We start from the raw sequence: 20,274 nt of genomic DNA, 5'->3' as shown, positions 1-20,274 counted from the left end.
CAAAAATATTCCGGCGTGACCGGACATGTGAGGAGCACTTTGGAGATGACGAAAAAGACCTTGCTGGCCCTCGCGGCCTGCACGATTCCGGCCGCCTCGTTCGCGCAGAGCAGCGTGACGATGTTCGGGCTGCTGGACGCCGGCCTCAGCTACGTAAGCAACGAAGGCGGCCACGGCAACGCGAAATCCGACGACAACATCTTCTTCCCGAACCTGCTTGGTTTCGAGGGCAAGGAGGACCTCGGCGCCGGCACGCGCGCGATCTTCCGGCTCGTCAATCAGTTCTCGCTCGCGAACGGATCGATGATCGGCGGCGGCCTGTTCGCGCGCACGGCCTATGTCGGGCTGCAGAACGACCGCTACGGCACGCTGACGCTCGGCAACCAGTACGAGTTCATGGTCGACGCGCTGGCCGCGAGCGGCAACGAGATCGCGCAGGATCTCGTCGGGCTGTACGGCTTTCGCAACGGCCCGTTCGACAAGCTCGCGCTGCCGAACAACCCGACCGGCGCATTCGACTGGGATCGCGTCGCGGGCAGCAACCGCGTCGCGAATTCCGTGAAGTACACGAGCGCGTCGATCTCGGGCCTGACCTTCGGCGCGCTGTACGGCTTCGGCAACGTCGCGGGATCGGTCGGCGCGAACAATACGGTCAGCGTCGGCGCGAGCTACGACAACGGCCCGTTCGGCGCCGGCGCGGCCTATACGAACCAGAAGTACGGCGCGGCGGGCGGGCTGCCGGCCACCACCGTGCGCAACTGGGGCGCGGGCGCGCACTACACGCTCGGCACGGTCACGGCGAAGGCGCTCTTCACGACCGTGCACAACGCGTGGAACGGCGCGGGCGCGTGGTCGGCGGAAGCCGGCGCCGCGTGGCATCCGTCGCCGGTCTGGGTGATCGGGGCAAGCTACACGTACATGAAGGGCAACGACACGCTCGACAACGCGCATGCGCACCAGTTCCTGGCCGCCGTCCAGTACTGGCTGTCGAAACGCACGATGGTGTATGTCGCGGGCGTGCATCAGCGTGCAAGCCACGGCAGCAACGCGCAGATCAACGGCGTGATGGATGCGAACGGCGCGTCGAGCGGCGCGCTGCAGTCGGTCGCGCGGATCGGGTTCAGTACGCGGTTCTGATCGACGTCGGCGTTGAACGGAAAACGCCCGCCCGGTCGATGCCGGGCGGGTTTCCGTTGGCGGGTCACGTCGTCAGAAGCGAATGGTCACCGATTTCGGCTCGGTATAAGCGTCGATGAACGACGAGCCATACTCGCGTCCGATACCGGAGCCCTTCGCGCCGCCGAACGGCACGGCCGGGTCGACCAGCGTGTGCATGTTCACCCACACGGTGCCGGCTTCGATCCGCGGCACGTAGCGCAGCGCCTTCGACAGGTCGTTCGTCCACAGGCTCGCGGTCAGCCCGAACGGCGTGTCGTTCATCATCGCGATCAGTTCTTCCTCGTCGTCGAACGGCACGAACGCGCCGACCGGCCCGAAGATCTCCTTGCGATACGAAGCCGATTCCAGCGAGCGCGGCAGCACGATCGTCGGCTTCACGTAGAAGCCGTCACGCGCATACGCGTCGCCGCCGGTGACGATCGTATCGCCCTCCGTGCGCGCGAGCTCGAACGCGTCGAGACACTTGCGAAACTGCGGCTCGTTGCAGACGGGGCCGATCATCCCGGCGTCGTCCATCGGGTCGGCCGGCTGGAAGCTGTCCAGGCGCGCCTTCATCTTCTCGACCACTTCGTCGAACTTCGCGCGATGCACGAAGAAGCGTTCCGCCGACGCGCACACCTGCCCGCTATGCAGGAACCCGGCTTCGACGATGCCGTCGAGGATCTTGTCGACCGGCGTATCCGGCAGGAACGCCGCCGCGTTCTTGCCGCCCAGTTCGAGCGTGAAGCGCGTGAAGTTCGCGTTGACGGCCTCCGCGCCGATGATGCGGCCGGTCGGCACCGACCCCGTGAACGACACCTTCGCCACGCGCGGATCGCGGATCACCTTCGCGCCGACCTGGCCCGTGCCGTTGATCACGTTGAGCGTGCCGGGCGGCAGGCCGGCTTCGGTCGCCAGTTCGGCGATGCGCAGCATCGTGAGCGGCGTGAACTCCGACGACTTGATGAGCACCGTGTTGCCGGTCGCGAGCGCCGCGCCGAATTTCCATACCGGGATCATCACCGGGAAATTCCACGGAATGATCCCGAACACGACGCCCAGCGGTTCGCGCAGCGTGAACGACGTGTAGCGCTCGCCGTTCATGCTCGGGAACGACGGGGCGAGCGTTTCGCCCGCGATCTTCGTCGCCCAGCCCGCGTAATAGCGCAGCCAGCGAGCCGACCAGCCGACTTCGATCACGCGCGACAGCCCGATCAGCTTGCCCGACTGCGCGGTTTCGATCTGCGCGATCTCTTCGCCGTGCGCGTCGATCAGGTCGGCGAAACGCAGCAGGATGCGCTCGCGATCGGCCGGCGTCAGGCTGGCCCACTCGCCGCGGAACGCGCGATGCGACGACGCGACCGCGGCCTCGACGTCGTCGTCGGTCGCCTGCGCGACGGAGCCGATCACCGCGCGCGTCGACGGATCGCGCACGTCGATCCGCTCGCCGCGGCCGGCTACCGCCCGGCCGTCGATGTAGTGACCGTGTTCGCGCGCGAGAAACGCGCTGACTTCGTCCAGCATCCGTACCCGTGCCATCTGTATCCCTCCGGAATTCGAATTGAGTGAAAGGCCCGACTTGCCGGCCGCTCTTCGATTCTAGGGACGCGTCGCGCACTCGGATCGGCGTTGCGTGCACACTTTTGGCTTCAGCGTGCAGATCGGTGCGATGCAGCGGTTTCCCTGTGGAAACCGCCATTGACGCTGAAAGTCGCTGCTGCCGACGATGATTGCGTTTCGCCCCCGCGTCCAAGCCGAATGCATTAAGCTCGACGCATTCCCCGGCCCTCTCCCTCTTCCGGCAATGGCACACGAACTCGTCGTCGACGCCAGCAACAGCAACGCGAATCTGCGCGACCTGATCGCGGACAGCTTCCTGCCGCTGCTCTTTCACGACACCGGCCCGCAGTTCCGGATGTCGGTGCGGGTTGCCACGGTCGGCGGCCTGCGGATGGCGGAGGTCGACACCACCGCGATCCGCGTCGATCGCGACCGCTCGCTCGCGTCGCGCGCCGACAGCGACTGCTACAAGATCCTGTTCCAGATCGCCGGACAAAGCCGCGTCACGCAGCGCAACGCGGCGTCGACGGTCAATCCCGGCGAGTGGGTGATCTACGATGCGACGCAGCCGTACATGATCGAATCGGCGAATGCGTCGCGCTTCGTCGCGGCGTTGACGCCGCCGAGAAGCGGCACGATGTGGCGCTGGTTCGTGGAGCGCGCGGGCGTGCAGGTCCGTCGAACCGTCGGCAATGCGCAATTGGCGCTTCAATCGATCCATTACCTGATGGACGGACAGGTGCCGAACGATCCGGAAAGCCTGTTCGGCTTCGAGCAGTCGACGCTGATGCTGCTCGATTCGGTGATCCGCCGCGAGGCGAGCGATTCGCTGAGCGGCGCCGATGCGCGCAGCGCGACGCTGCGGATGAATGCGGAAATCCACCTGTCGCACCACTACAGCGATCCCGACCTGTCGCCGGACAAGCTCGCGAGCGCGCTGAACGTGTCGCGGCGCACGTTGTACAGCGCGCTGGCCGCGACCGGGCGGACGCCGCAGAGCCTGATCCAGGAATACCGGCTGCAGGCGAGCAGGCGCGCGCTGGAGGATCCGGCGGATCCCAACCGCAACCTGCTGGAGCTGGCGATCGCGTGCGGCTTCTCGGACATCACGCATTTCGGGCGCGCGTTCAAGGCACGGTTCGGATGCAGCCCGGGCGCGTATCGCGTCGCGTGTCGCGGTATTTCGGAGGCGTGAAGCGGGATCACCGTGAACTGCGGCGGCTTCGATGAACGATCCCGGGGTCGACGCTCGCGTGCTCCGGGGAAATATGCATCATCAGCAGCCTCGCATCGCCGCCCGGTGTCGACCACACGTGCATTCGTGTCATCCCGGCACGGTTCGACGACGTCGGCCAACGCACATGCGATCGTCCACTTGCGATTCCGGCGTGTCGGCTCGACGGTCCGTTACTGCAAAAAATCGGCGACACCACGCGTATCGCCCCGTCCGGCCTCCGCACAAGTCATTCAACATGATCAGCATTCAATGCGACGCTTGAGGCCGACACTATGTGCAACATGAGATTCAATCAGGCCCAACTTCCACTCGACGAGCTCCGCATCTTCACCTGATTCGATCACTCGAAAATAATATGCACTACTACGGTGCCAATCCATAGTGCTGACTACCCATTGATGCATCATTTGATGTCTGACATTCTGGAAGCGTGTCAGCGATGCATGGAATGTAACAAACATGAATGGATTTCGTCTTGAAAATGAAATTTCTTGCGCATGCAACGTAGACGGCCCGGACCTTGCGCCCCGCACACGTTCGAAGACGGAATCTCCTGTTGTTTCGCCCGACGAAACAGCCCCCGCACGCCCCGACTGTCTCAGGATTGCCCGCCTGATCGATGTCCTTCGGACACCGGCATGCCATTTCGACGAGAACGGGCGGGTCGTGAGCATCAACGATGCATGGCTTGCCTACGCGGATCGCTCCGCCGAGGCCACGTATCGACTCCAATGGACGGAGTTGATCCATCCGGAGCACCGATGCACCGCCGAGTCGACACTTCACGCGGCGCAACCCGGCTCGGTACACGAAACGCTGGAGTGCCGGCTGGCGGGTTCCCACGGCATCGACCAGTGGTTCACCGTCGACCTTCACCGTGTCGACGACGGATGGCTCTGCACCTGCACGAATATCCACGACCTGAAGGCCAAGGAAATCGAACTGAAGAGTCACACGTCGATACAGACAGACATGCTGAATATCAGCATCGACTGCATCAAACTGATTTCGCCGACAGGCAACGTGCTGCACATGAACCGCGCCGGATGCCAGGCGCTGGGCGTCGACGAAGACTCGGGATTCGGTATGCCGTGGCTGCCGCTCCTGCCCGAAGACGTGTGGCCCGACGGAAATGTCGCGCTCGAATCCGCCAGGAACGGTGTGTTCGGCAGGTTTCCCGGGCGCAGCGAGCGTCCGGGGCGCGACGTTCAATACTGGGACAACATGCTGACGCCGATCTTGGACGCCGATGGAAAAACGACCGCCATTCTGTGTGTTTCGAGAGACGTGACGCGGGAGCGCGTGGCGCTCGATCTGCTTCGGCGAAGCGAAGAAAGGCTGGCCATCGCGGCCCGCGTCGGCGGACTGGGAATCTGGGACTACGACATCGCATCGGACACACTGCACTGCGACGAGAACTGGCATCGAATCATGGGCCACGCTCCCGGGACGGCGATTACCTCGATCGACCAGTTTCGCGCGTTGATTCATCCGGACGACGTCGACAAGGCGATGAAGGTCACTCGGACCGCGGAGGAATTCAATTCGTTCGGCAGGGATTATCGCGTCGAGTATCGCGTCATTCAGCCCAACGGCGAGATTCGATGGGTTCAGTCCACCGCCTATCCGCAGCATGAAGACGGCGTGACCCAGCGAACGATCGGTTTCGTGCTCGACGTGACGAAGATTCGCCTGGCGGAGCGGCGCCGGGAGGCATGGCTGCACTTCATTTCCCACGACATGCGCTCGCCTCAGGCATCGATTCTCGCGTTGATCGATCTTCAGCGAGCCGCTGAACCGGCCCCGCCCGCCAAGGACCTGCTCGATCGAATTGCCGCGTACGCGCGCCGTACGCTGGCACTGGCCGACGACTTCGTTCTGCTGGCGCGCGCCGAAGCACCGACCTGGTCACTGGTGGAAACGGATATCGGCAGCGTGGTACTCGATGCGATCGACGAACTGTGGGCACTCGCTCAAGCGCGCGGCATCCGGCTCGACGTGAACGTCGGGGACGAGATCTGCATCGCACGCGTGGAACCCTTCCTGCTGATGCGCGCGGTCGTCAATCTCGTGAGCAATGCCATCAAGTTCAGTCCTGGCAATGCGACGGTAACCGTGCGTCTGACCGGCGTCGAACATGGCTACGCCATTTCCGTTGCAGACCACGGGCCCGGCATATCGGCCGAAGCCCAACAACGTCTGTTCGAGCCATTTCAACGGCTGCAAGTCGAACCGCCTCGTTACCCTTCGGGCGCCGGTCTCGGGCTGGCTTTCGTGAAGACGATCGCCAAGCGCTATGGCGGCAACATCGATTTGCATACCCGCCCGGGCGAAGGCTGCACGTTCATCCTGACGTTGCCGGGTGTCTCGTCGATACAGGACGGTGCCTGATGCCGGTTCCTTGAAGCGTCGCCCCGCCACGCGCCCGCAAGATGCCACGTACTCTGAAGCGGTGTCAGTCCATGCGGGCTCGCGCTTTGGATATTGAAACGATCGACCACCGACGCCTCATTCGCGGTTCCCGGTTTCCGACCAGTCATTAGGAACGCCCGTCACCGGCTTCATTGCGACATCAATGCGGCGGGCGGTCCCTGGTCGACAGGTCCGTGTACCGGTCAACTACGCAGGAACGCAAGAAGGTCCTGGTTGAGCTGAGCCTTGTGCGTTTCGGTCAAACCGTGCGGCGCCCCCTTGTAAATCTTCAGAATGGCGTGCGGAACCAGTTTCTTCGTGGCGCGCCCGCCGACGTCGACCGGCACGACTTGATCGTCGTCCCCGTGCACGATCAACGTCGGCATGTCGAACTTGCTCAGATCCGAAGAAAAATCCGTTTCAGAGAATGCCCGCACCGAGTCGTAAGTGTTCTTGAAGCCCCCCATCATTCCCTGGCTCCACCACGAGTCGATCATCCCCTGAGACACCTTGGCGCCGGGACGGTTGAAGCCATAGAACGGGCCGCTGGCAATCTCCCTGAACAACTGTGACCGGTCAGCAACCATCCCGGAACGGATGGCATCAAAAACCTCTATCGGTACCCCCTGCGGATTGGCGGGAGTCTTGAGCATCAACGGCGGAACGGCCGAAATCAGCCCGACTTTCGTCACGCGCGAGCCACCATGGCGGCCGATATAGCGCGTGACTTCGCCCCCTCCGGTCGAAAAGCCGATCGCCGTCACGTTCTTGAGGTTCAGCCCGTCAATGACGGCAGCCAGGTCGTCGGCGTAGTGGTCCATGTCGTTGCCGTCCCACGGCTGGCTTGATCTTCCATGCCCACGCCGGTCATGAGCAATCACCCGGAAGCCGTTCGACGCAAGGAAAAATGCCTGGTTGTCCCAACTATCCGAGCTAAGGGGCCAGCCGTGGCTGAGTGTGACTACCGGAGCGTCCTTCGGTCCCCAGTCCTTGTAGAAAATTTCCATGCCGTCCCTGGTGATGATCCTGTCCGTCGATTGATTTCTCCTCGCGCCGGAAACCGCAGTGGACTTCGACAAGCGCCCAGTCGTTGCGTCCGCTGCAGCCGGTACAACGGCAGCGACGGTTGCCAGAACACCGCCCAGCATCAGACCTCGACGGCTGGCATCGTCGGGAGACAGGTGAGAATCAGGCTTCATGCAATATGCTCCTGTTGTGGAAGAAATCGTCATGCCGGCCGATCGATCGGCCAGACGAACCCGCCGCGCCGTTGGCGAATTTCAGATACAAGCACGCGCTCACGAGGCGATTGGAACTCGCGATCATGTTTGCTCGATATGGCGGGAATCGTAGGACGGCCATTAACCCGGCGGTAGCTACGTAGAAGTGCTCACGGTGTTGTTCAAACAGCACCAATCCGCGCGCCTCAACATGCCCTCGCCCGGACCAACTCAGGACATGTGGGGGATTGCGGCGTGAAGATGAACGCGGTCGGCCATCGAGATTTCGACGCCGGAGCAGACGCCGGGCCGAATATCCGCACCTCACGCATATCGACAGGAATCACTCGACGATTTTGTCTCGCCGGCCAAATTTGAGCGTCTCATTCATGTCGGCCCATGTTCCTTCTCGCGCTATCTGGATCGAGCGAGCTGTTGCGAGACGAAATCGATGAATATTCTCGCGCGGGCGGGCAAACCTTTTCCGAATGCGTGCAGCGCAATGACCGGCACCGCACTCAACTTCACGTCAGGCAGCACCTCTGTCAACCGGCCGGAATCGAGATCAGGCTGTACTGCCGTTCTCAGAATCTGGGCGATACCGAGTCCATTCAATGCAGCCACTCTCATCGCATCACCATTGTCGGCATCGAACATGCCATCGATGGGGATGCTCGTTCCGTCGGCAAAAACGATCGGTACGACGCGTCCGTCGAGTTTGTAACGCACATGAAGATGCGCAACGAGATCGTCCTTTCCCTTGGGCATGCCATGCTTGAGCAGATAGTTCGGGGAAGCCACGAGCACCAGCGGCAAGCTCATCAGCGTGTGCGCATAGAGTCTGCTATCGACGGCGCACCCGGCTCTGATGGCGACATCGAAGCCCTCACGGATCACATCGACGTGACGATCGCTGATGTTGACTTCGAGTGACAATTCGGGATTGCTGCCCATCAATTCCCGCGTGATCGGCTCGAGCAGGGTCCGCCCCAGATCGACTGGAAGGCTCACGCGCAACTTTCCTACCGCTTTTTCAGGCGTCGTCAGAACGTCGCTCGCATCCTCGAGACCTCGCATGAGCGGCGCAACGCGCTCATAGTATGTTTGCCCTTCGCTCGTCAGGACGAACGCCCGCGTCGACCGCTGAAACAGCGTTACGCCGAGCCGCTTCTCCAGCCTTGCGACACTCCTCGACACGGCGGACGGTGTCGTTTCGAGCGACCGTGCCGCGGCCGTGAACGATCCTGCCTCGACCGACCTCACGAACGCTGGAAGACCGCTGAATTTCTCGAATGCCATTCGTGACTCTTCGGCAAAATTGATAGTTCCGTTGCATGACTACAGCACTCGAAGTCCCCGGACTATATTGGCGCCGTACGCCAGATCGGCGCGAAACAACGGAGATTTCAATGAATCGACTCGCAAACAAGGTTGCCGTCATTACGGGTGGCAACAGTGGAATCGGGTATGCCACGGCAAGGCTGTTCGTCGAGGAAGGTGCAAACGTCGTCATCGTGGGCCGTCGCTCCGAGGCCGTGACCGCGGCCGTGGCGGAACTCGGAAATCGCGCGACGGGACTGACAGGAGATCTCGCCGATCTTCGAACGCACGAGCGCGTCGCAACCCTGGTAGCCGAACGGTTCGGCGGCGCCGACATATACGTCGCGAATGCCGGCGTCAATACGATTGCACCGTCGAGCCAGGTGGGCGTCGAGTCGTATGACGAACATTTCGCCACCAATACCAGAGCCGTGTTCTTCGGCGTGCAAAAGATCGCGCCCCACGTGCGCGACGGCGGAGCGATCCTGTTGACGAGTTCGATCGCCAGTTCCAAAGTGTTCGACGGACATGCCGTTTATGCGGGAACGAAGGCCGCCATCGAAGCATTTGCCCGCAGCTGGGTGCTCGAATTCAATACCCGCGGCATCCGGGTCAACGTAATCAGTCCCGGTCCCACCGACACCCCCATTCTTTCCAAGCTCGGTATCGAATCCGCTGACCGACCGGCATTCGAGGCTGCCGTCTCTGACAGCATCCCGCTCGGCCGTTTCGGCCGCCCGGAAGAACTGGCTCGCGCCGCACTGTTTCTCGTCAGCAGCGAAGGGAGCTTCGTCAACGGCGTGAACCTGAATGTCGACGGCGGGATGTCGCTGCGCTGACCTCCCGCCAGGGCGCTCACTCTGCCGCTCGGCGATACATCGCAACGTAGCGTGCCCGTGCAAGCACTTTTCCGTGCATCTGATAGGCAACGAGGGCCGGGCTCGATGTGGCGTTCACGTCGATACTTGGCACGGCGAGCGCCGATGCTGTAACGATGTATCGGTGCGACTCCCCCTGAGGTGGGCAAGGCCCGCCGTATTTCGCCGCCCCGAAGTCGGTCAGCGTTTCGATGGCCCCGGCAGGCATCCGCTTCGGATTGCCGGACGCGCCTTTTTCGATCGACGCTTCCGACGCCGGTATATTGACGACGCCCCAATGCGTCCAGCCCAGCCCGCCGGTCGGGGCGTCTGGGTCGTGAATGGTCACGACGACGCTCTTCGTTCCATGAGGAAGATGGGACCACGAAATGCGTGGCGAGACGTTGTCGCCGTGGCAGCCGAATCCGCCGTAGACCTGTTCGTTCTCGAACCGGCCACGGTTCAGGCCATCGACTTTAACGGAGAACGCGCCCGCGACAGCGATCGTCGGCACGATCGACAAGAGCATTGCAGAGCAGAGGGTCGAGCGCGGAAAGAAGTTGAATCTCACGGTGTACTCCGTTGAAAAGGAGGGCGCTTCTGCAGGGGGCGAGAACGACCCGGCCGAGCGGGGCGGGACGAGACGACACTTGCGCTGCCAGGGTGCTGACGCGCATGCCGCCCGCCCCAAGATCACCGTGCAGGCTTGCGTGCGTTCGCCCGACCAAGTACGGACGCGTCCCGCATCGGCCGCCGACGTTCAAAAATCAATCAGTAGTCCCACAGAACAGGCACAAAGCTGAAACCGTTCCCCTTCTTTGCAACGTGGCCGACGGACGGGAACGCGACATGTGCCGCGGCCAGCAGAGCGCCGGTCTCGGCGGCTTCGTTCAACAGCGAGATACGTACGTCCACAGCGGCTTCAGGATCGTGCTCGAAGCCGTTTTGCCAGTCGGGATTGTCGAAGTTGACTTCGAAAATCGCGTCGCCCACGAACGTCAGCTTCTCGCCGTTCGATGCGACATCCACCACGCAGTGCCCCGGCGTGTGCCCCCCCGTCACGCGCGCCGACACACCCGCTGCAACTTCCACGGCCCGATCGAACTGCACGATGTTTTCGCGATAGAGTTCCACGAACTTCGAAGCTGCCTTGCGGAGCGCGGGAGGAACCGTTTCCGGCATCACCGTCTTGCTGAAATCCGGATTTTTCCAGAACGCCACTTCCTCGGCCGATACATGAATGCGCACGTCCGGACGCAGCCTGGCCTTGACACCGTCGACGTTCAGCCCCCCGACGTGATCCATGTGCATATGCGTAATCACGATATCGGTGATCGCAGCCAGGTCGATGCCGGCCGATTCCAGTCGCATCACCGACTTCCCTGCACGCGTGAAGTACTCAAATCCGTCGCCGACACCCGAGTCGATCAGGATCAGGCGTTCGCCGCTACGCACGAGTGCGATGTTCAGTGCCCAGTCGAACATGTCACGTTGCAGGAAACGGCCGTCGAACCACTCGTTTCTGTCTGCTTCGCTCACGTTGGTGGACATGGTGGAAGTCGGCAGCGGCAGAACGCCGTCGCTGATCAGCACGACGTCGACGTTACCCACGCGCACGGCGTAACGGGAAGGCACGAGTTCTCCCGATCCTTCTTTGCCGAGCCCGGAGGTAACCGGCTGCACATTGCGGGTCGTTTCGCTCATCTTCGATTGTCCTGTTGGTCAAGTGGGTGAGGCGCTCGGCGCGGCGCGATTCACGAGCGCGGCCACGAATTTCGCTCGCCTGGTTTCGCTCGCATTTCAACCGAACGTGAGACGGATTGTAGTCAGGGGGAGGCAAACGCCAGTAGCGTCGGGAATGCACACACCGCGTTGTCCAACCGGCAACAATCGACGTCCGGCGGGCAACACGAGCCGATCCGTCACCCGTCGTGTTTGAGCGTTCGACCGGATCCTTCGACAGGAGGTGGATTTCAGCGCAAATCAATTCACCGTCGGCGCCGACCTTTTTTCTCTCGAAGGGCAACGCCGACGTGCATGTGTCCAACCGCTGGCGCTAGCGCGGTTCAGCCGTCAGTTGCCGCAACTGTTCGAGCAGCTTGACGGCAGGACTCGGCAACAAACCGTGCCGACGCCGAAATGCGGTCAACGTGCGCCGCCCGACTACCCCCGGCAATTCGAGCGTATCGAACACCCCCGCCTTGCTCTCCGTCACGTACATCGGTTCGGCCATCCAGCTCAGAAAACCGGATCGGGCGACGAGACTCTTCAGCACGGTGATCGATCGGGTTTCGACCACGACGTTCGGCAAGCCGAGCCCGTTTGCGACGAACACCTGCTGCATGTGCTCGAACGGCGCGGTGCCGCGCGGCGGGATCGCCCACTGCTGATCCAGCGTATCGGCCAGCGTGATCCCGGGCTTTGCCCGCAGCGGGTGATCGAGCGCCGCCACCACGTAGCTGTTGTCCTCCCAGCGACAGTCCTCGATCGCGACGATCTCCTCGGTGTCGGGCATCACCATGCTGAGTGCGAGATCGATTTCGCGCTGCACCAGCGCCTCGGCAAGACGATCCCAGACGCCTTCGATGACGTGAACGCGCAAATTGGGCCACTTCTGCAACACGCCGCTCACGGCGAGCGGCAGCACGAGGCTCGCGATGCTGCCTACCGCACCGCAGCGAATCGTCCCGCGTGCGAGCCCGCGCATCGCGTCGATCTCTTCACGCGCCTGCTCCGCCTCGCGCTGCAACAGAATCGCGTGCGGCAGCAGCGCCTCTCCCACCGCCGTCAGGTGCATGCCGCGCGTATGGCGCTCGAATAAAGGGGCGCCAACCTCGTCTTCGAGCCGGCGGATCGCGCGGCTCAAGGCCGGTTGGGTGACGTGCAAGGTCTCGGCCGCGCGCCCGAGACTACCGGCCGAGGCGATCGTGACGAATGCGTGAAGCTGCTGGAGATTGAAAGTCATGCCTGAAGGTAATGCCTTTTTGTGAAATCGGCAATTTCGGATTCTTCCTGATGTTTCGATAATGCGTTCACCTGAACCGTACTGAACGACAGGAGACTTCAATGGAGCTCAGCCTCCCGCCGCTAGGCGCCCCGGCAGTTTCCGCCGCGCGCGCTTGCGCCCGGTCCGGGTGAGAGCGCATGTCGGTCGCCTTCGCGCTGCACGCGCCGAGTGAAGCCCGTCTCGCCGAGGACATCGGCGTCGAAGAAATCCAGGAGACAAACGATGAAGACAGTGTCGATGCTCATCGACGGTGAGGTAGCGTCACGCGCGCCCGCCGCCGCCGCCGGCGTCGAGGATGCCGAGGCAGCGGTGGACGCCGCGGCCCGCGCATTCCCGATCTGGTCGGGATTCGGCCCGCTCAAGCCGGGCAGCGGCTTCCGGTGCTTCGGCGGCCGCGCGGGTGTCGCGGAATTCACCGACTTGCGGGGGATTACCCTGCAGAGCACTCTCCACCACGATCCGTTCTGAGGAGCACGCCATGCAGATCGCCATTCTGGGTGCCGGTGCGATGGGTTCGTTCTTTGGCGGCCGCCTCGCGCTTGCGGGGCATTCGGTCAGCCTGCTCGATATCGACGACGCTCATCTCGCATCGATTCGCAGCCACGGCCTGCGGCTTTCGACCGATTCCGGCGAGCAAATCGTGCGCAATCTCGTCGCACTGAGGCCGGAGGAGGCCGGCGAGCCCGTCGACCTCGTCATCGTCTTCACGAAGACGATGCATACGACCGCCGCACTCGCTGCCGCAAGCGCCGTACTCGGCCCCGACACCGTCATCCTGTCGTTGCAGAACGGCCTGGGGAACGCCGAACGGCTCGCCCGATCCGTCTCGCCCGACCGGGTCATGGTCGGCGTGACCACGTGGCCGGCCGACAAGTCGGAACCTGGCGCCGTCAGCTCGCATGGCCAGGGCACGATCCGGCTGATGAACGCGAACGGCACGCATACGAGCGCGCTCGAACAGACCGTGCATACGTTGAATGACGCCGGCCTCTCGTGCCATGTCGATCCCGACGTCTGGGCCGCGATTTGGGAGAAGGTTGCATTCAACGCCGCCCTCAACAGTCTGTGTGCCGTGACGCAATGCACGGTCGGCGAATTGACGAATACTCCAGACGGCGAAGAGCTGGCGCTGAAGATCGTTTCAGAGGTGATGGCCGTCGCGCGTGCGCTCGGCATTTCGGCAAGTGAAGCGCACGTGGCGTCGAATGTGCGCGATGCGCTCGCCCATCATCGTACGCATCGGCCATCGATGCTGCAGGACGTGCTGGCCGGCCGGCGCACCGAGATCGAAGCGATCAATGGCGCGGTAGTCGAGGCTGCTCGCAAGGCCGGTGTCGCGGTGCCGTATACGAACAGCCTGGCCTGCCTCGTCAGGCTCGTCGATGCGCGTACGCGTCAGTCGGGCGGCGCGACGGCTCGACACTGAAGCGCGTGGCGGTTGCCGCCAGGCGCTTCGTCGAAGCGTCCGTCCGTCGACCCATCCACGCAGCTGGCCGCGGTGCGGAGCGTCACGCAAATCGGCGCATCGGCGACGATCACCCGTTCCTCTAGACCTCGTTCTAACCGCGCCCTGAACTTCTCGAGGAACGACTCATGCGTCGAGACATGCGCACAGCGCTTGCGCGATCGCATCGAGCGGTGTGCCGGGCCCGAACGTCGCCGCGACGCCCTTCGCCTTCAGATGGCGAATATCCGCGGCCGGAAAGATGCCACCCAACACCACCGGAATCCGGGCGCGATGCAATGCCAGTTCGTCGAGCAGCCCTTCGACGAGCTCGAGGTGGGCGCCGGACAACGACGAAATGCCCACGATATCGGCGCCATGCGCCTGCACGGCTGCCGCCACGGACGCCGGTTGCTGAAACAGCGGCAGGCGCAGGACGTCGAATCCGGCGTCCTCGAGCGCGGCTGCGACGACGGCCGCACCGCGGTCGTGTCCGTCCTGGCCGAGCTTGGCGATCGCGATGCGCGGCCTGCGTCCCGCGCGTTTTGCCAGGCGGTCGACGCCGAACCGGTGATGCCGGCGAGCGAGCTGACCGACACGGCCGCGTGTACGGGCGGGTTCGGAATGCGCTTCAGCGCGTCGCTGACGACGCTCGGATCGCCGCATTGAATGTGTGCAACACGTCGATCACTTTCGACTATCTGCCGGGCAGCGGTGGGACCTCATGACGCAATCCGTGTGCAATGGTTGCGCGGCACGCGTCAGACGGATCGCGACGGGTCGAGCCGTTCTTTCGCTCCAGGACCGATAGGAAACTTCATCGCGTCGTGGAAGGGATTTTTTCTATCTTTGACTACCACGGCGCGAAGCACCCGACCAGAGCAATGCAAGCAATTGCCGCGAAGGCAGAACCGGCTCGTCAGACGAGCGCAATCCGGGCAAGCGATGCCACGCCACGCCGGGTTCGCGATGATGCTGTTGGTGATAGTTGATGTTGTACGGCCAGATAAAGAAGCGGCCCAGTAACCCGACGCGCCACGAATAAGTCCAGTCATTCCAGCCAGCCGTGACACCCGGCCCGCCGCTGTGCTCTGCAATACTACGGATCTTCTGCACCAGCGCCCCAATTGTCACAAGAGGAACGAACCAAAGCGCCGCAAGCGTCAACAGTTCGCGTACTGTGCATGCATGCAGGAGCGGCACGAGCAGGATGCCCCAAGTCGCTATCGCCGTAAGCAGCGGCAGTGACATGGACGCACCACGCCCGTTCGCACGCCGGTATGCGCGCATGTTTTTCACCATGTTGACCAGGAACAAATCACCGAGCAGTTGCCGGACGAGCGGGAGTGTGTCGAGTGGCTCGAATTTCCATGGCTGCGCGTGGTACAGATAATTCCGCTCTGGATCTTCCGAAGTCCCGACGTGACGATGGTGTGCGAGATGCAGCGGGCGATAAAACTCGATGGGCACGAGTCCCGGTACGCCGATTGCCAAGTTGATCAGAAAGTCGTTCGCGAAACGGCGGCGGGTCAAATGATAGTGTGTCGCGTCGTGATACAGAATGAATAACGCGTGTTGCCGGGTCGCGACAACAACGGCAGCGACGAGGTAGCCTCCCCAATGCCCCACCGATAACGCAACTCGCAGCATAACTACGATACATAGCCATTCAAGCAACAATGCGGCGGCCGTACGCAGGTCAACGTCGAGACGAATGAGCACGGTCGTCGCACCGCCAACGCCAATACCGAGTGCGAGTCCCGCGAGCATGTCCGCGATCAGATGCTGCCCGGTCGTCAAAACCGTGAGCGCCAGCATTGCGCTCCACGCAGCGTAATAGCGCGCTGCACGGACACGTAGCGCAGCCAATACCACGGTTACAGCCACAGGCAGCGCAACATGCCCGCATGGACTCGCGGCGAGTGGCGCGTCGATCCGATACAGCCACGCGATCCATCCTGTCGCAGCCGGCGACCGGCTCACGGCAGTCGGCCATAGCAGATGACTGACGATGCACAGGCCTGCGGCAAGCGCACCTGCGAAAAACGCGGGCAGCAGCCAATTTCGGCATCGGCCGAACCAGACGATCGACGGCATCACGAGCGCGTAACTCAAATAAAGCGGCACGCTGGCGGACACGCGCGGAATGACCGCATCGTACGGCCCCGGACGCAACAGCGCCACGGGTGCCATCGGCGCGTGTGTGACCCAGAAGTACAGCGCACCCGACACGACGACATAGATTGCGAGCCAGCGCCACGCGTCGAACGCTGACGGTATATAGGAGGCGGAAACAGGAGGTATGGCGCGCATGTGAAAAAAGGAGCGGCTCAATCGCGTATCATGATAAATCGTTTCAGCTCGCATGAATAACGACGCTATGCCGCTTCGAGCCAGTTCCATGACACGTGCGCAGCTGCGCGACGTCGACGTTGCACATATGTACGCGCTCTACTCGACCTGTTACCGGGATACGGAACAGGCACGTTTCGAACACGATCTCGACGACAAGACACATTGCGTCATCATGCGCGATGACACCGGCAAGCTGCGCGGCTTCTCCACATTGAAACTATATGAACAGCAGTGGTGCGACACCACACTGCGCATCCTGTTTTCCGGCGACACGATCGTGGATCCGGCCTGCTGGGGCAGCCAGCAACTCGCGTTTTGCTGGATTCGACTCGCAGGTGAGCTCAAACGCAACTCGCCCGACGTGGCACTATACTGGTTTCTGATCTGCAAAGGGCATCGTACGTACCGCTACTTGCGAGCGTTCGCGCATGACTTCACCCCGCGATTCGACCGACCGACTGAGCCCGTGAATCAGGCACTGCTCGATCATCTGGCAGTTGAGCGCTTCGGGCACGCATACGACGCCGCGTCCGGCGTGCTCAAGTTTCCGGTACCGCAAGGCCGCCTCGCCCCAGCCCTCGCCGAAGTGCCGGACGTGCATCGACGGCTGCCGGATGTCGCCTATTTTCTGGAGCGCAATCCAGAATACGCATGCGGCAACGAGCTCGCCTGCCTGTGTGAACTGACGCCGGAAAACCTGCGCCCGATGGCAAGACGAATCTTCACCGGTGAATGAGCCGATGACGCGGATCCGGCTAGCCACAGCGGTCGACAACGAACGGCTCCTCGCGTTTCAAACACGTTACGCGATGCTAAGCGGGATGCCGCTTCGCTTCGATCGCTCGCCGGATTACTCCGCACTGCATCGGTGTCATTCGAACGACTATCGAACCTGGCTCGCGGAGGACAGCGCCGGGCGCGTCAAAGGAATAGCCAGCATGGTCGTTCGCGACGGCTACATCGCCGGCGAGAAACAGCGCATCGCTTACCTCGGCGACTTGCGCATCGCACCCGATCGCGAACTGGCGCACACGTGGGTCGACTATGTCGTCGATCGCCTCGCTGATCTCGCCCGGCACGAAGATGTGCAGCATACGTACTGCTGCGTCATTCGCGACAACAGGATCGCAACGCAATCGCTATTCAAGACAGGCAAGCGGACCCGGCTCGGATTTCGACATTGGCGCGGCTACAGTAACGTGTCGATCTATGCGCGGCGTATCGCTGCGCGGAGCGCCAGTTCCGTCAGGATCACGAACGCGTCGGCCGCCGACGCCGACGCGCTCCGCGCATTTCTGGACCAGGAGTCGCGTTCCCAACCCTTCGGTTGCGTCTTTACGGCGGACGAATTCGCGCGCCGCCTGAACGTCTGGCCCGACTTTGGAATCGAGCGCTTTCTGGTCGCACGTAACGCGCAGCGGCGTATCGTGGGCTGCGTTGCTCCGTGGGATGCAGGACGTATCAAGCGCATCGTGTTGGAACGTCTGCCGCGCTCGCTCGGTGCGCTGCGTCACGGCTTCAACGCCATCGCGCCGTTGCTCGGACGCCCTCCCATCGCAGCACCCGGCCAGCCGCTTCAGGACATCTACCTGACTCATCTGCATGTGAGCGGACGCAACCCGGACATCGCACAGGCACTGCTCGATGCGGTCTGGCAACGAGAGCGGAGCCGCTATGCGTTGCTGCAGCTTTGCCTGTACGATCACGACCCGCTATGGCCCGCCTTGCACGGCTATCGGTACACCGCACTGCCGATGGATCTATACACGCTATCCACGCCCGGCGCGAGCGCACTTGATCCGGGCGGCACCGAAGCGATCCCGGGATTCGAAATCTATCTCGTCTGACCGCTCGCGACCGCAGCCGCTCGCGTGTCGTTCAGGAGCGCAACGAGTGCAAGCCAGAAACGCCCCGCATCGAAGCCGGCGCCGCCGAGTACAGGCTGGCCATGGTCGAGATGCGGCACGCACACTTGGGGCATGCCGCGAATCGTCTGGTGATCGAGGTAGAACTGTCCGTCATGCGCACAACCGGGACGGTAGCGGTCGAGGCGTGAGTGATGTGCGTCGAACCGGGACGTGCGTTCTATCGACCAGCTCACGACATGCACACAGTGCAGGCCACCGGGCACCGCAGACAACAGATTCGCGATGCCCGCGTCGCGCCCGCTGCCGATATCGCGCGAGCCTGCATGCAGCCAGCGTGTGCGCAGCAATCTCCCGGCGGCTCGACCCAACCATGCGGGATCGATGCGCGCCCCCCGTTGCTCGAGCAGGCCATCGACGATCGCACTCGGGCCGACGGGCGGCTGAACGAGTGCGATACCGTCGCAGCGAGCACGAAGCCCTGAATCCGCATGCAGAGCCGCCAATGCATCGAGCCCGCCCTTGCTATGGGTAAGGACGATAAAACGGCGATCAGCGGGCAAGCGCGCATACAGGTTGCGCGCGATATGCGCGCCCTGCTCGGCAACGGCGCGCGACGAGCGGACCGGCACACGAAGGACTGAGTACCGCGCGGCACGCAACGCCCGCGCAGCATGCCCGAAGCAGGCAGGTATCCATTCGGAATAGAGTCCCGCAACCAGCACGATGACGGTGTCCGGGAATGCGTGAGCGCCATGTGCGTGCCAACATTCGATGAAGCGCCCGGTCCAGTCGAGTGCTGCGGGCGCCGGTTCGAACGGCGTCAACGGGTAGTGTTGCCGCCACTCGTCGAAGCCGGACGGCGACCATGCCGGACACCGTGCGCTCATGCCGGCTCCGTTGTCACGCCATCGGCAGCGAGCGCAGCGCGAGCAGCAGCCAGCGTGGCTGGATTCCCGATTCGGGCAGGGTGAAAACGCGGCGAGAACCATGCCAGCCACGCAGGCAGCACGCGGGTAACGATGCCCGGCGCGCCGAACAGCCACCAGCCAAGCTGTGCCCAGCTTCGCCAATTGCCGGCGTCGCGGTCGGCACGCGCGAGACGGACGATGAAATAGCCCAGATCGACGACGAAGCATGCCGTAACGCCGAGCATCGCCGCCGTCCGCATGAAATAGCGCTTGATCGCGCCGCCGCCGCAAGCGCGAAATACGTCGAACGCGACGGCCTTGTGTTCGGTTTCCTCTATCGCATGCCACCGCCAGATCGCGGCCATCGACGGGTCGACGCCGTCGAGAATGGCCGGATCGCGCAATAGCAGATCGGCCAGAATGGCCGTGTAGTGCTCAAGACATGCCGTGAAGGTCAATTGAAGCAGCGGCGAAGCGACACGCCGGCATTGTTGCTGCCGTCTCCGCATGAGCGCCTCGAGTGCGTCGACCGGCATGCCCTGGCGAGCCAGGCGCCGGTTATACGCGCGGTGCTCGCGGATGTGAGCGGCTTCCTGGTACAGGAAAGCATCCACTTGCGCGGCGAGCGTGCCGTCGGCCGGCAGCGCGTCGCAGTACTGCCTCACGCTATCGACAAAGAACTTCTCGCCAAGCGGAAACATGATCGAGAACGCGTCGAAAAAGCGCGTCACGCGGCGGTTGTCACGATACCAATAGCGCGGAATGTGGTCGGCGAAGCAAAAACGCGGATTGCGCCGACGGATGTCTGCCGCGTCGTTGCGGCGTTCATGCGTTGAATCGTCGGTTCGTTTGGCGTACATGGTCGTGGCCGATCGTGGCGTAACGCGCAGGGTCAGCGCAGGCGGGCGTATTGTTCGATGATGGCGAT

At 62.9% G+C, this 20,274-nt stretch carries 18 protein-coding genes; 8 read left to right on the top strand and 10 right to left on the bottom strand.

All coding sequences use genetic code 11. The annotated features are described in order from the left end of the window. The first annotated feature begins 45 nt into the window (after window positions 1-45). Window positions 46-1,137, top strand: a complete 1,092-nt coding sequence (locus tag DIE12_RS32825; protein ID WP_124489001.1) for a porin — start codon at window positions 46-48, stop codon at window positions 1,135-1,137. Window positions 1,138-1,209: 72 nt separating this feature from the next. Here DIE12_RS32825 and DIE12_RS32820 read toward each other — a convergent pair whose 3' ends face one another. Next, the gene (locus tag DIE12_RS32820) at window positions 1,210-2,697 is read right to left on the bottom strand and encodes an NAD-dependent phenylacetaldehyde dehydrogenase (RefSeq protein ID WP_124489000.1); all 1,488 of its coding nucleotides are present in this window, start codon (window positions 2,695-2,697) and stop codon (window positions 1,210-1,212) included. Between the two features lie 265 nt (window positions 2,698-2,962). Here DIE12_RS32820 and DIE12_RS32815 point away from each other — a divergent pair, with 265 nt between their 5' ends. Together DIE12_RS32815 and DIE12_RS32810 are read left to right on the top strand one after the other, a co-directional pair. Continuing rightward, a complete protein-coding gene (locus DIE12_RS32815) occupies window positions 2,963-3,913 on the top strand; it encodes a helix-turn-helix domain-containing protein (RefSeq protein WP_124488999.1) in 951 nt (316 codons plus the stop codon). Between the two features lie 501 nt (window positions 3,914-4,414). Continuing rightward, window positions 4,415-6,346, top strand: a complete 1,932-nt coding sequence (locus DIE12_RS32810) for an ATP-binding protein (RefSeq protein ID WP_124488998.1) — start codon at window positions 4,415-4,417, stop codon at window positions 6,344-6,346. Window positions 6,347-6,570: 224 nt separating this feature from the next. Here the strand turns inward: DIE12_RS32810 and DIE12_RS32805 are convergent, their stop codons facing one another. Together DIE12_RS32805 and DIE12_RS32800 are read right to left on the bottom strand one after the other, a co-directional pair. Further along, window positions 6,571-7,566, bottom strand: a complete 996-nt coding sequence (locus DIE12_RS32805; protein WP_124488997.1) for an alpha/beta fold hydrolase — start codon at window positions 7,564-7,566, stop codon at window positions 6,571-6,573. Between the two features lie 435 nt (window positions 7,567-8,001). Then, complete coding sequence (locus DIE12_RS32800; RefSeq protein WP_124488996.1) at window positions 8,002-8,886, bottom strand: LysR family transcriptional regulator; 885 nt, start codon at window positions 8,884-8,886, stop codon at window positions 8,002-8,004. 110 nt (window positions 8,887-8,996) lie between these two features. On the opposite strand from DIE12_RS32800, the gene DIE12_RS32795 reads away from it, so the two are divergent. Next, the gene (locus tag DIE12_RS32795; RefSeq protein ID WP_124488995.1) at window positions 8,997-9,746 is read left to right on the top strand and encodes an SDR family NAD(P)-dependent oxidoreductase; all 750 of its coding nucleotides are present in this window, start codon (window positions 8,997-8,999) and stop codon (window positions 9,744-9,746) included. 16 nt (window positions 9,747-9,762) lie between these two features. Here DIE12_RS32795 and DIE12_RS32790 read toward each other — a convergent pair whose 3' ends face one another. The 3 genes from DIE12_RS32790 to DIE12_RS32780 form a co-directional block, all read right to left on the bottom strand. After that, on the bottom strand, window positions 9,763-10,293 hold the full coding sequence (locus DIE12_RS32790) for a YbhB/YbcL family Raf kinase inhibitor-like protein (RefSeq protein ID WP_124489031.1): 531 nt from the start codon (window positions 10,291-10,293) through the stop codon (window positions 9,763-9,765). Window positions 10,294-10,535: 242 nt separating this feature from the next. Further along, window positions 10,536-11,468, bottom strand: coding sequence for an MBL fold metallo-hydrolase (locus DIE12_RS32785; RefSeq protein WP_124488994.1), 933 nt, complete (start codon window positions 11,466-11,468; stop codon window positions 10,536-10,538). Between the two features lie 352 nt (window positions 11,469-11,820). Continuing rightward, complete coding sequence (locus DIE12_RS32780) at window positions 11,821-12,729, bottom strand: LysR family transcriptional regulator (RefSeq protein WP_124489030.1); 909 nt, start codon at window positions 12,727-12,729, stop codon at window positions 11,821-11,823. Window positions 12,730-12,993: 264 nt separating this feature from the next. On the opposite strand from DIE12_RS32780, the gene DIE12_RS32775 reads away from it, so the two are divergent. Beyond that, complete coding sequence (locus DIE12_RS32775) at window positions 12,994-13,239, top strand: hypothetical protein (RefSeq protein WP_124488993.1); 246 nt, start codon at window positions 12,994-12,996, stop codon at window positions 13,237-13,239. Between the two features lie 10 nt (window positions 13,240-13,249). Next, on the top strand, window positions 13,250-14,197 hold the full coding sequence (locus DIE12_RS32770) for a ketopantoate reductase family protein (RefSeq protein WP_124488992.1): 948 nt from the start codon (window positions 13,250-13,252) through the stop codon (window positions 14,195-14,197). A 165-nt stretch (window positions 14,198-14,362) separates the two neighbouring features. Here DIE12_RS32770 and DIE12_RS32765 read toward each other — a convergent pair whose 3' ends face one another. Both DIE12_RS32765 and DIE12_RS32760 read right to left on the bottom strand, forming a co-directional pair. Further along, complete coding sequence (locus DIE12_RS32765) at window positions 14,363-14,731, bottom strand: cobalamin-dependent protein (protein ID WP_260426312.1); 369 nt, start codon at window positions 14,729-14,731, stop codon at window positions 14,363-14,365. A 327-nt stretch (window positions 14,732-15,058) separates the two neighbouring features. Beyond that, window positions 15,059-16,618 carry a fatty acid desaturase family protein gene (locus tag DIE12_RS32760; RefSeq protein ID WP_260426311.1) on the bottom strand — a complete coding sequence of 520 codons (1,560 nt, stop codon included), beginning with the start codon at window positions 16,616-16,618 and terminating at the stop codon, window positions 15,059-15,061. Here DIE12_RS32760 and DIE12_RS32755 point away from each other — a divergent pair. Both DIE12_RS32755 and DIE12_RS32750 read left to right on the top strand, forming a co-directional pair. Further along, the gene (locus DIE12_RS32755; protein WP_235879180.1) at window positions 16,617-17,306 is read left to right on the top strand and encodes a hypothetical protein; all 690 of its coding nucleotides are present in this window, start codon (window positions 16,617-16,619) and stop codon (window positions 17,304-17,306) included. The two genes, DIE12_RS32760 and DIE12_RS32755, sit on opposite strands and share 2 nt — an antisense overlap. Then, complete coding sequence (locus DIE12_RS32750; protein ID WP_260426310.1) at window positions 17,299-18,417, top strand: hypothetical protein; 1,119 nt, start codon at window positions 17,299-17,301, stop codon at window positions 18,415-18,417. The genes DIE12_RS32755 and DIE12_RS32750 overlap by 8 nt, the downstream gene beginning before the upstream one ends. Here the strand turns inward: DIE12_RS32750 and DIE12_RS32745 are convergent. Both DIE12_RS32745 and DIE12_RS32740 read right to left on the bottom strand, forming a co-directional pair. Next, the gene (locus DIE12_RS32745) at window positions 18,405-19,325 is read right to left on the bottom strand and encodes a hypothetical protein (RefSeq protein WP_124488991.1); all 921 of its coding nucleotides are present in this window, start codon (window positions 19,323-19,325) and stop codon (window positions 18,405-18,407) included. The genes DIE12_RS32750 and DIE12_RS32745 overlap by 13 nt on opposite strands. Next, window positions 19,322-20,206 (bottom strand): metal-dependent hydrolase, encoded by an 885-nt coding sequence (locus tag DIE12_RS32740; protein WP_063927848.1) that lies wholly within the window; start codon window positions 20,204-20,206, stop codon window positions 19,322-19,324. Before DIE12_RS32740 ends, DIE12_RS32745 begins: the two co-directional genes overlap by 4 nt. Window positions 20,207-20,274: the final 68 nt, after the last annotated feature.

Origin of the sequence: Burkholderia sp. Bp9015 (assembly GCF_003853505.1) — a bacterium.
GTDB lineage: Bacteria > Pseudomonadota > Gammaproteobacteria > Burkholderiales > Burkholderiaceae > Burkholderia.
Note: the sequence above shows the minus strand (reverse complement) of the source record. Positions and strands in the feature narration are given on the sequence as shown.

Excerpts from the sequence above, each read along its gene's own strand:
- DIE12_RS32825 (WP_124489001.1), top strand. The coding sequence starts at position 46 with ATGACGAAAAAGACCTTGCTGGCCCTCGCGGCCTGCACGATTCCGGCC.
- DIE12_RS32820 (WP_124489000.1), bottom strand. The coding sequence starts at position 2,697 with ATGGCACGGGTACGGATGCTGGACGAAGTCAGCGCGTTTCTCGCGCGC.
- DIE12_RS32815 (WP_124488999.1), top strand. The coding sequence starts at position 2,963 with ATGGCACACGAACTCGTCGTCGACGCCAGCAACAGCAACGCGAATCTG.
- DIE12_RS32810 (WP_124488998.1), top strand. The coding sequence starts at position 4,415 with ATGAATGGATTTCGTCTTGAAAATGAAATTTCTTGCGCATGCAACGTA.
- DIE12_RS32805 (WP_124488997.1), bottom strand. The coding sequence starts at position 7,566 with ATGAAGCCTGATTCTCACCTGTCTCCCGACGATGCCAGCCGTCGAGGT.
- DIE12_RS32800 (WP_124488996.1), bottom strand. The coding sequence starts at position 8,886 with ATGGCATTCGAGAAATTCAGCGGTCTTCCAGCGTTCGTGAGGTCGGTC.
- DIE12_RS32795 (WP_124488995.1), top strand. The coding sequence starts at position 8,997 with ATGAATCGACTCGCAAACAAGGTTGCCGTCATTACGGGTGGCAACAGT.
- DIE12_RS32790 (WP_124489031.1), bottom strand. The coding sequence starts at position 10,293 with ATGCTCTTGTCGATCGTGCCGACGATCGCTGTCGCGGGCGCGTTCTCC.
- DIE12_RS32785 (WP_124488994.1), bottom strand. The coding sequence starts at position 11,468 with ATGAGCGAAACGACCCGCAATGTGCAGCCGGTTACCTCCGGGCTCGGC.
- DIE12_RS32780 (WP_124489030.1), bottom strand. The coding sequence starts at position 12,729 with ATGACTTTCAATCTCCAGCAGCTTCACGCATTCGTCACGATCGCCTCG.
- DIE12_RS32775 (WP_124488993.1), top strand. The coding sequence starts at position 12,994 with ATGAAGACAGTGTCGATGCTCATCGACGGTGAGGTAGCGTCACGCGCG.
- DIE12_RS32770 (WP_124488992.1), top strand. The coding sequence starts at position 13,250 with ATGCAGATCGCCATTCTGGGTGCCGGTGCGATGGGTTCGTTCTTTGGC.
- DIE12_RS32755 (WP_235879180.1), top strand. The coding sequence starts at position 16,617 with ATGACACGTGCGCAGCTGCGCGACGTCGACGTTGCACATATGTACGCG.
- DIE12_RS32760 (WP_260426311.1), bottom strand. The coding sequence starts at position 16,618 with ATGGAACTGGCTCGAAGCGGCATAGCGTCGTTATTCATGCGAGCTGAA.
- DIE12_RS32745 (WP_124488991.1), bottom strand. The coding sequence starts at position 19,325 with ATGAGCGCACGGTGTCCGGCATGGTCGCCGTCCGGCTTCGACGAGTGG.
- DIE12_RS32740 (WP_063927848.1), bottom strand. The coding sequence starts at position 20,206 with ATGTACGCCAAACGAACCGACGATTCAACGCATGAACGCCGCAACGAC.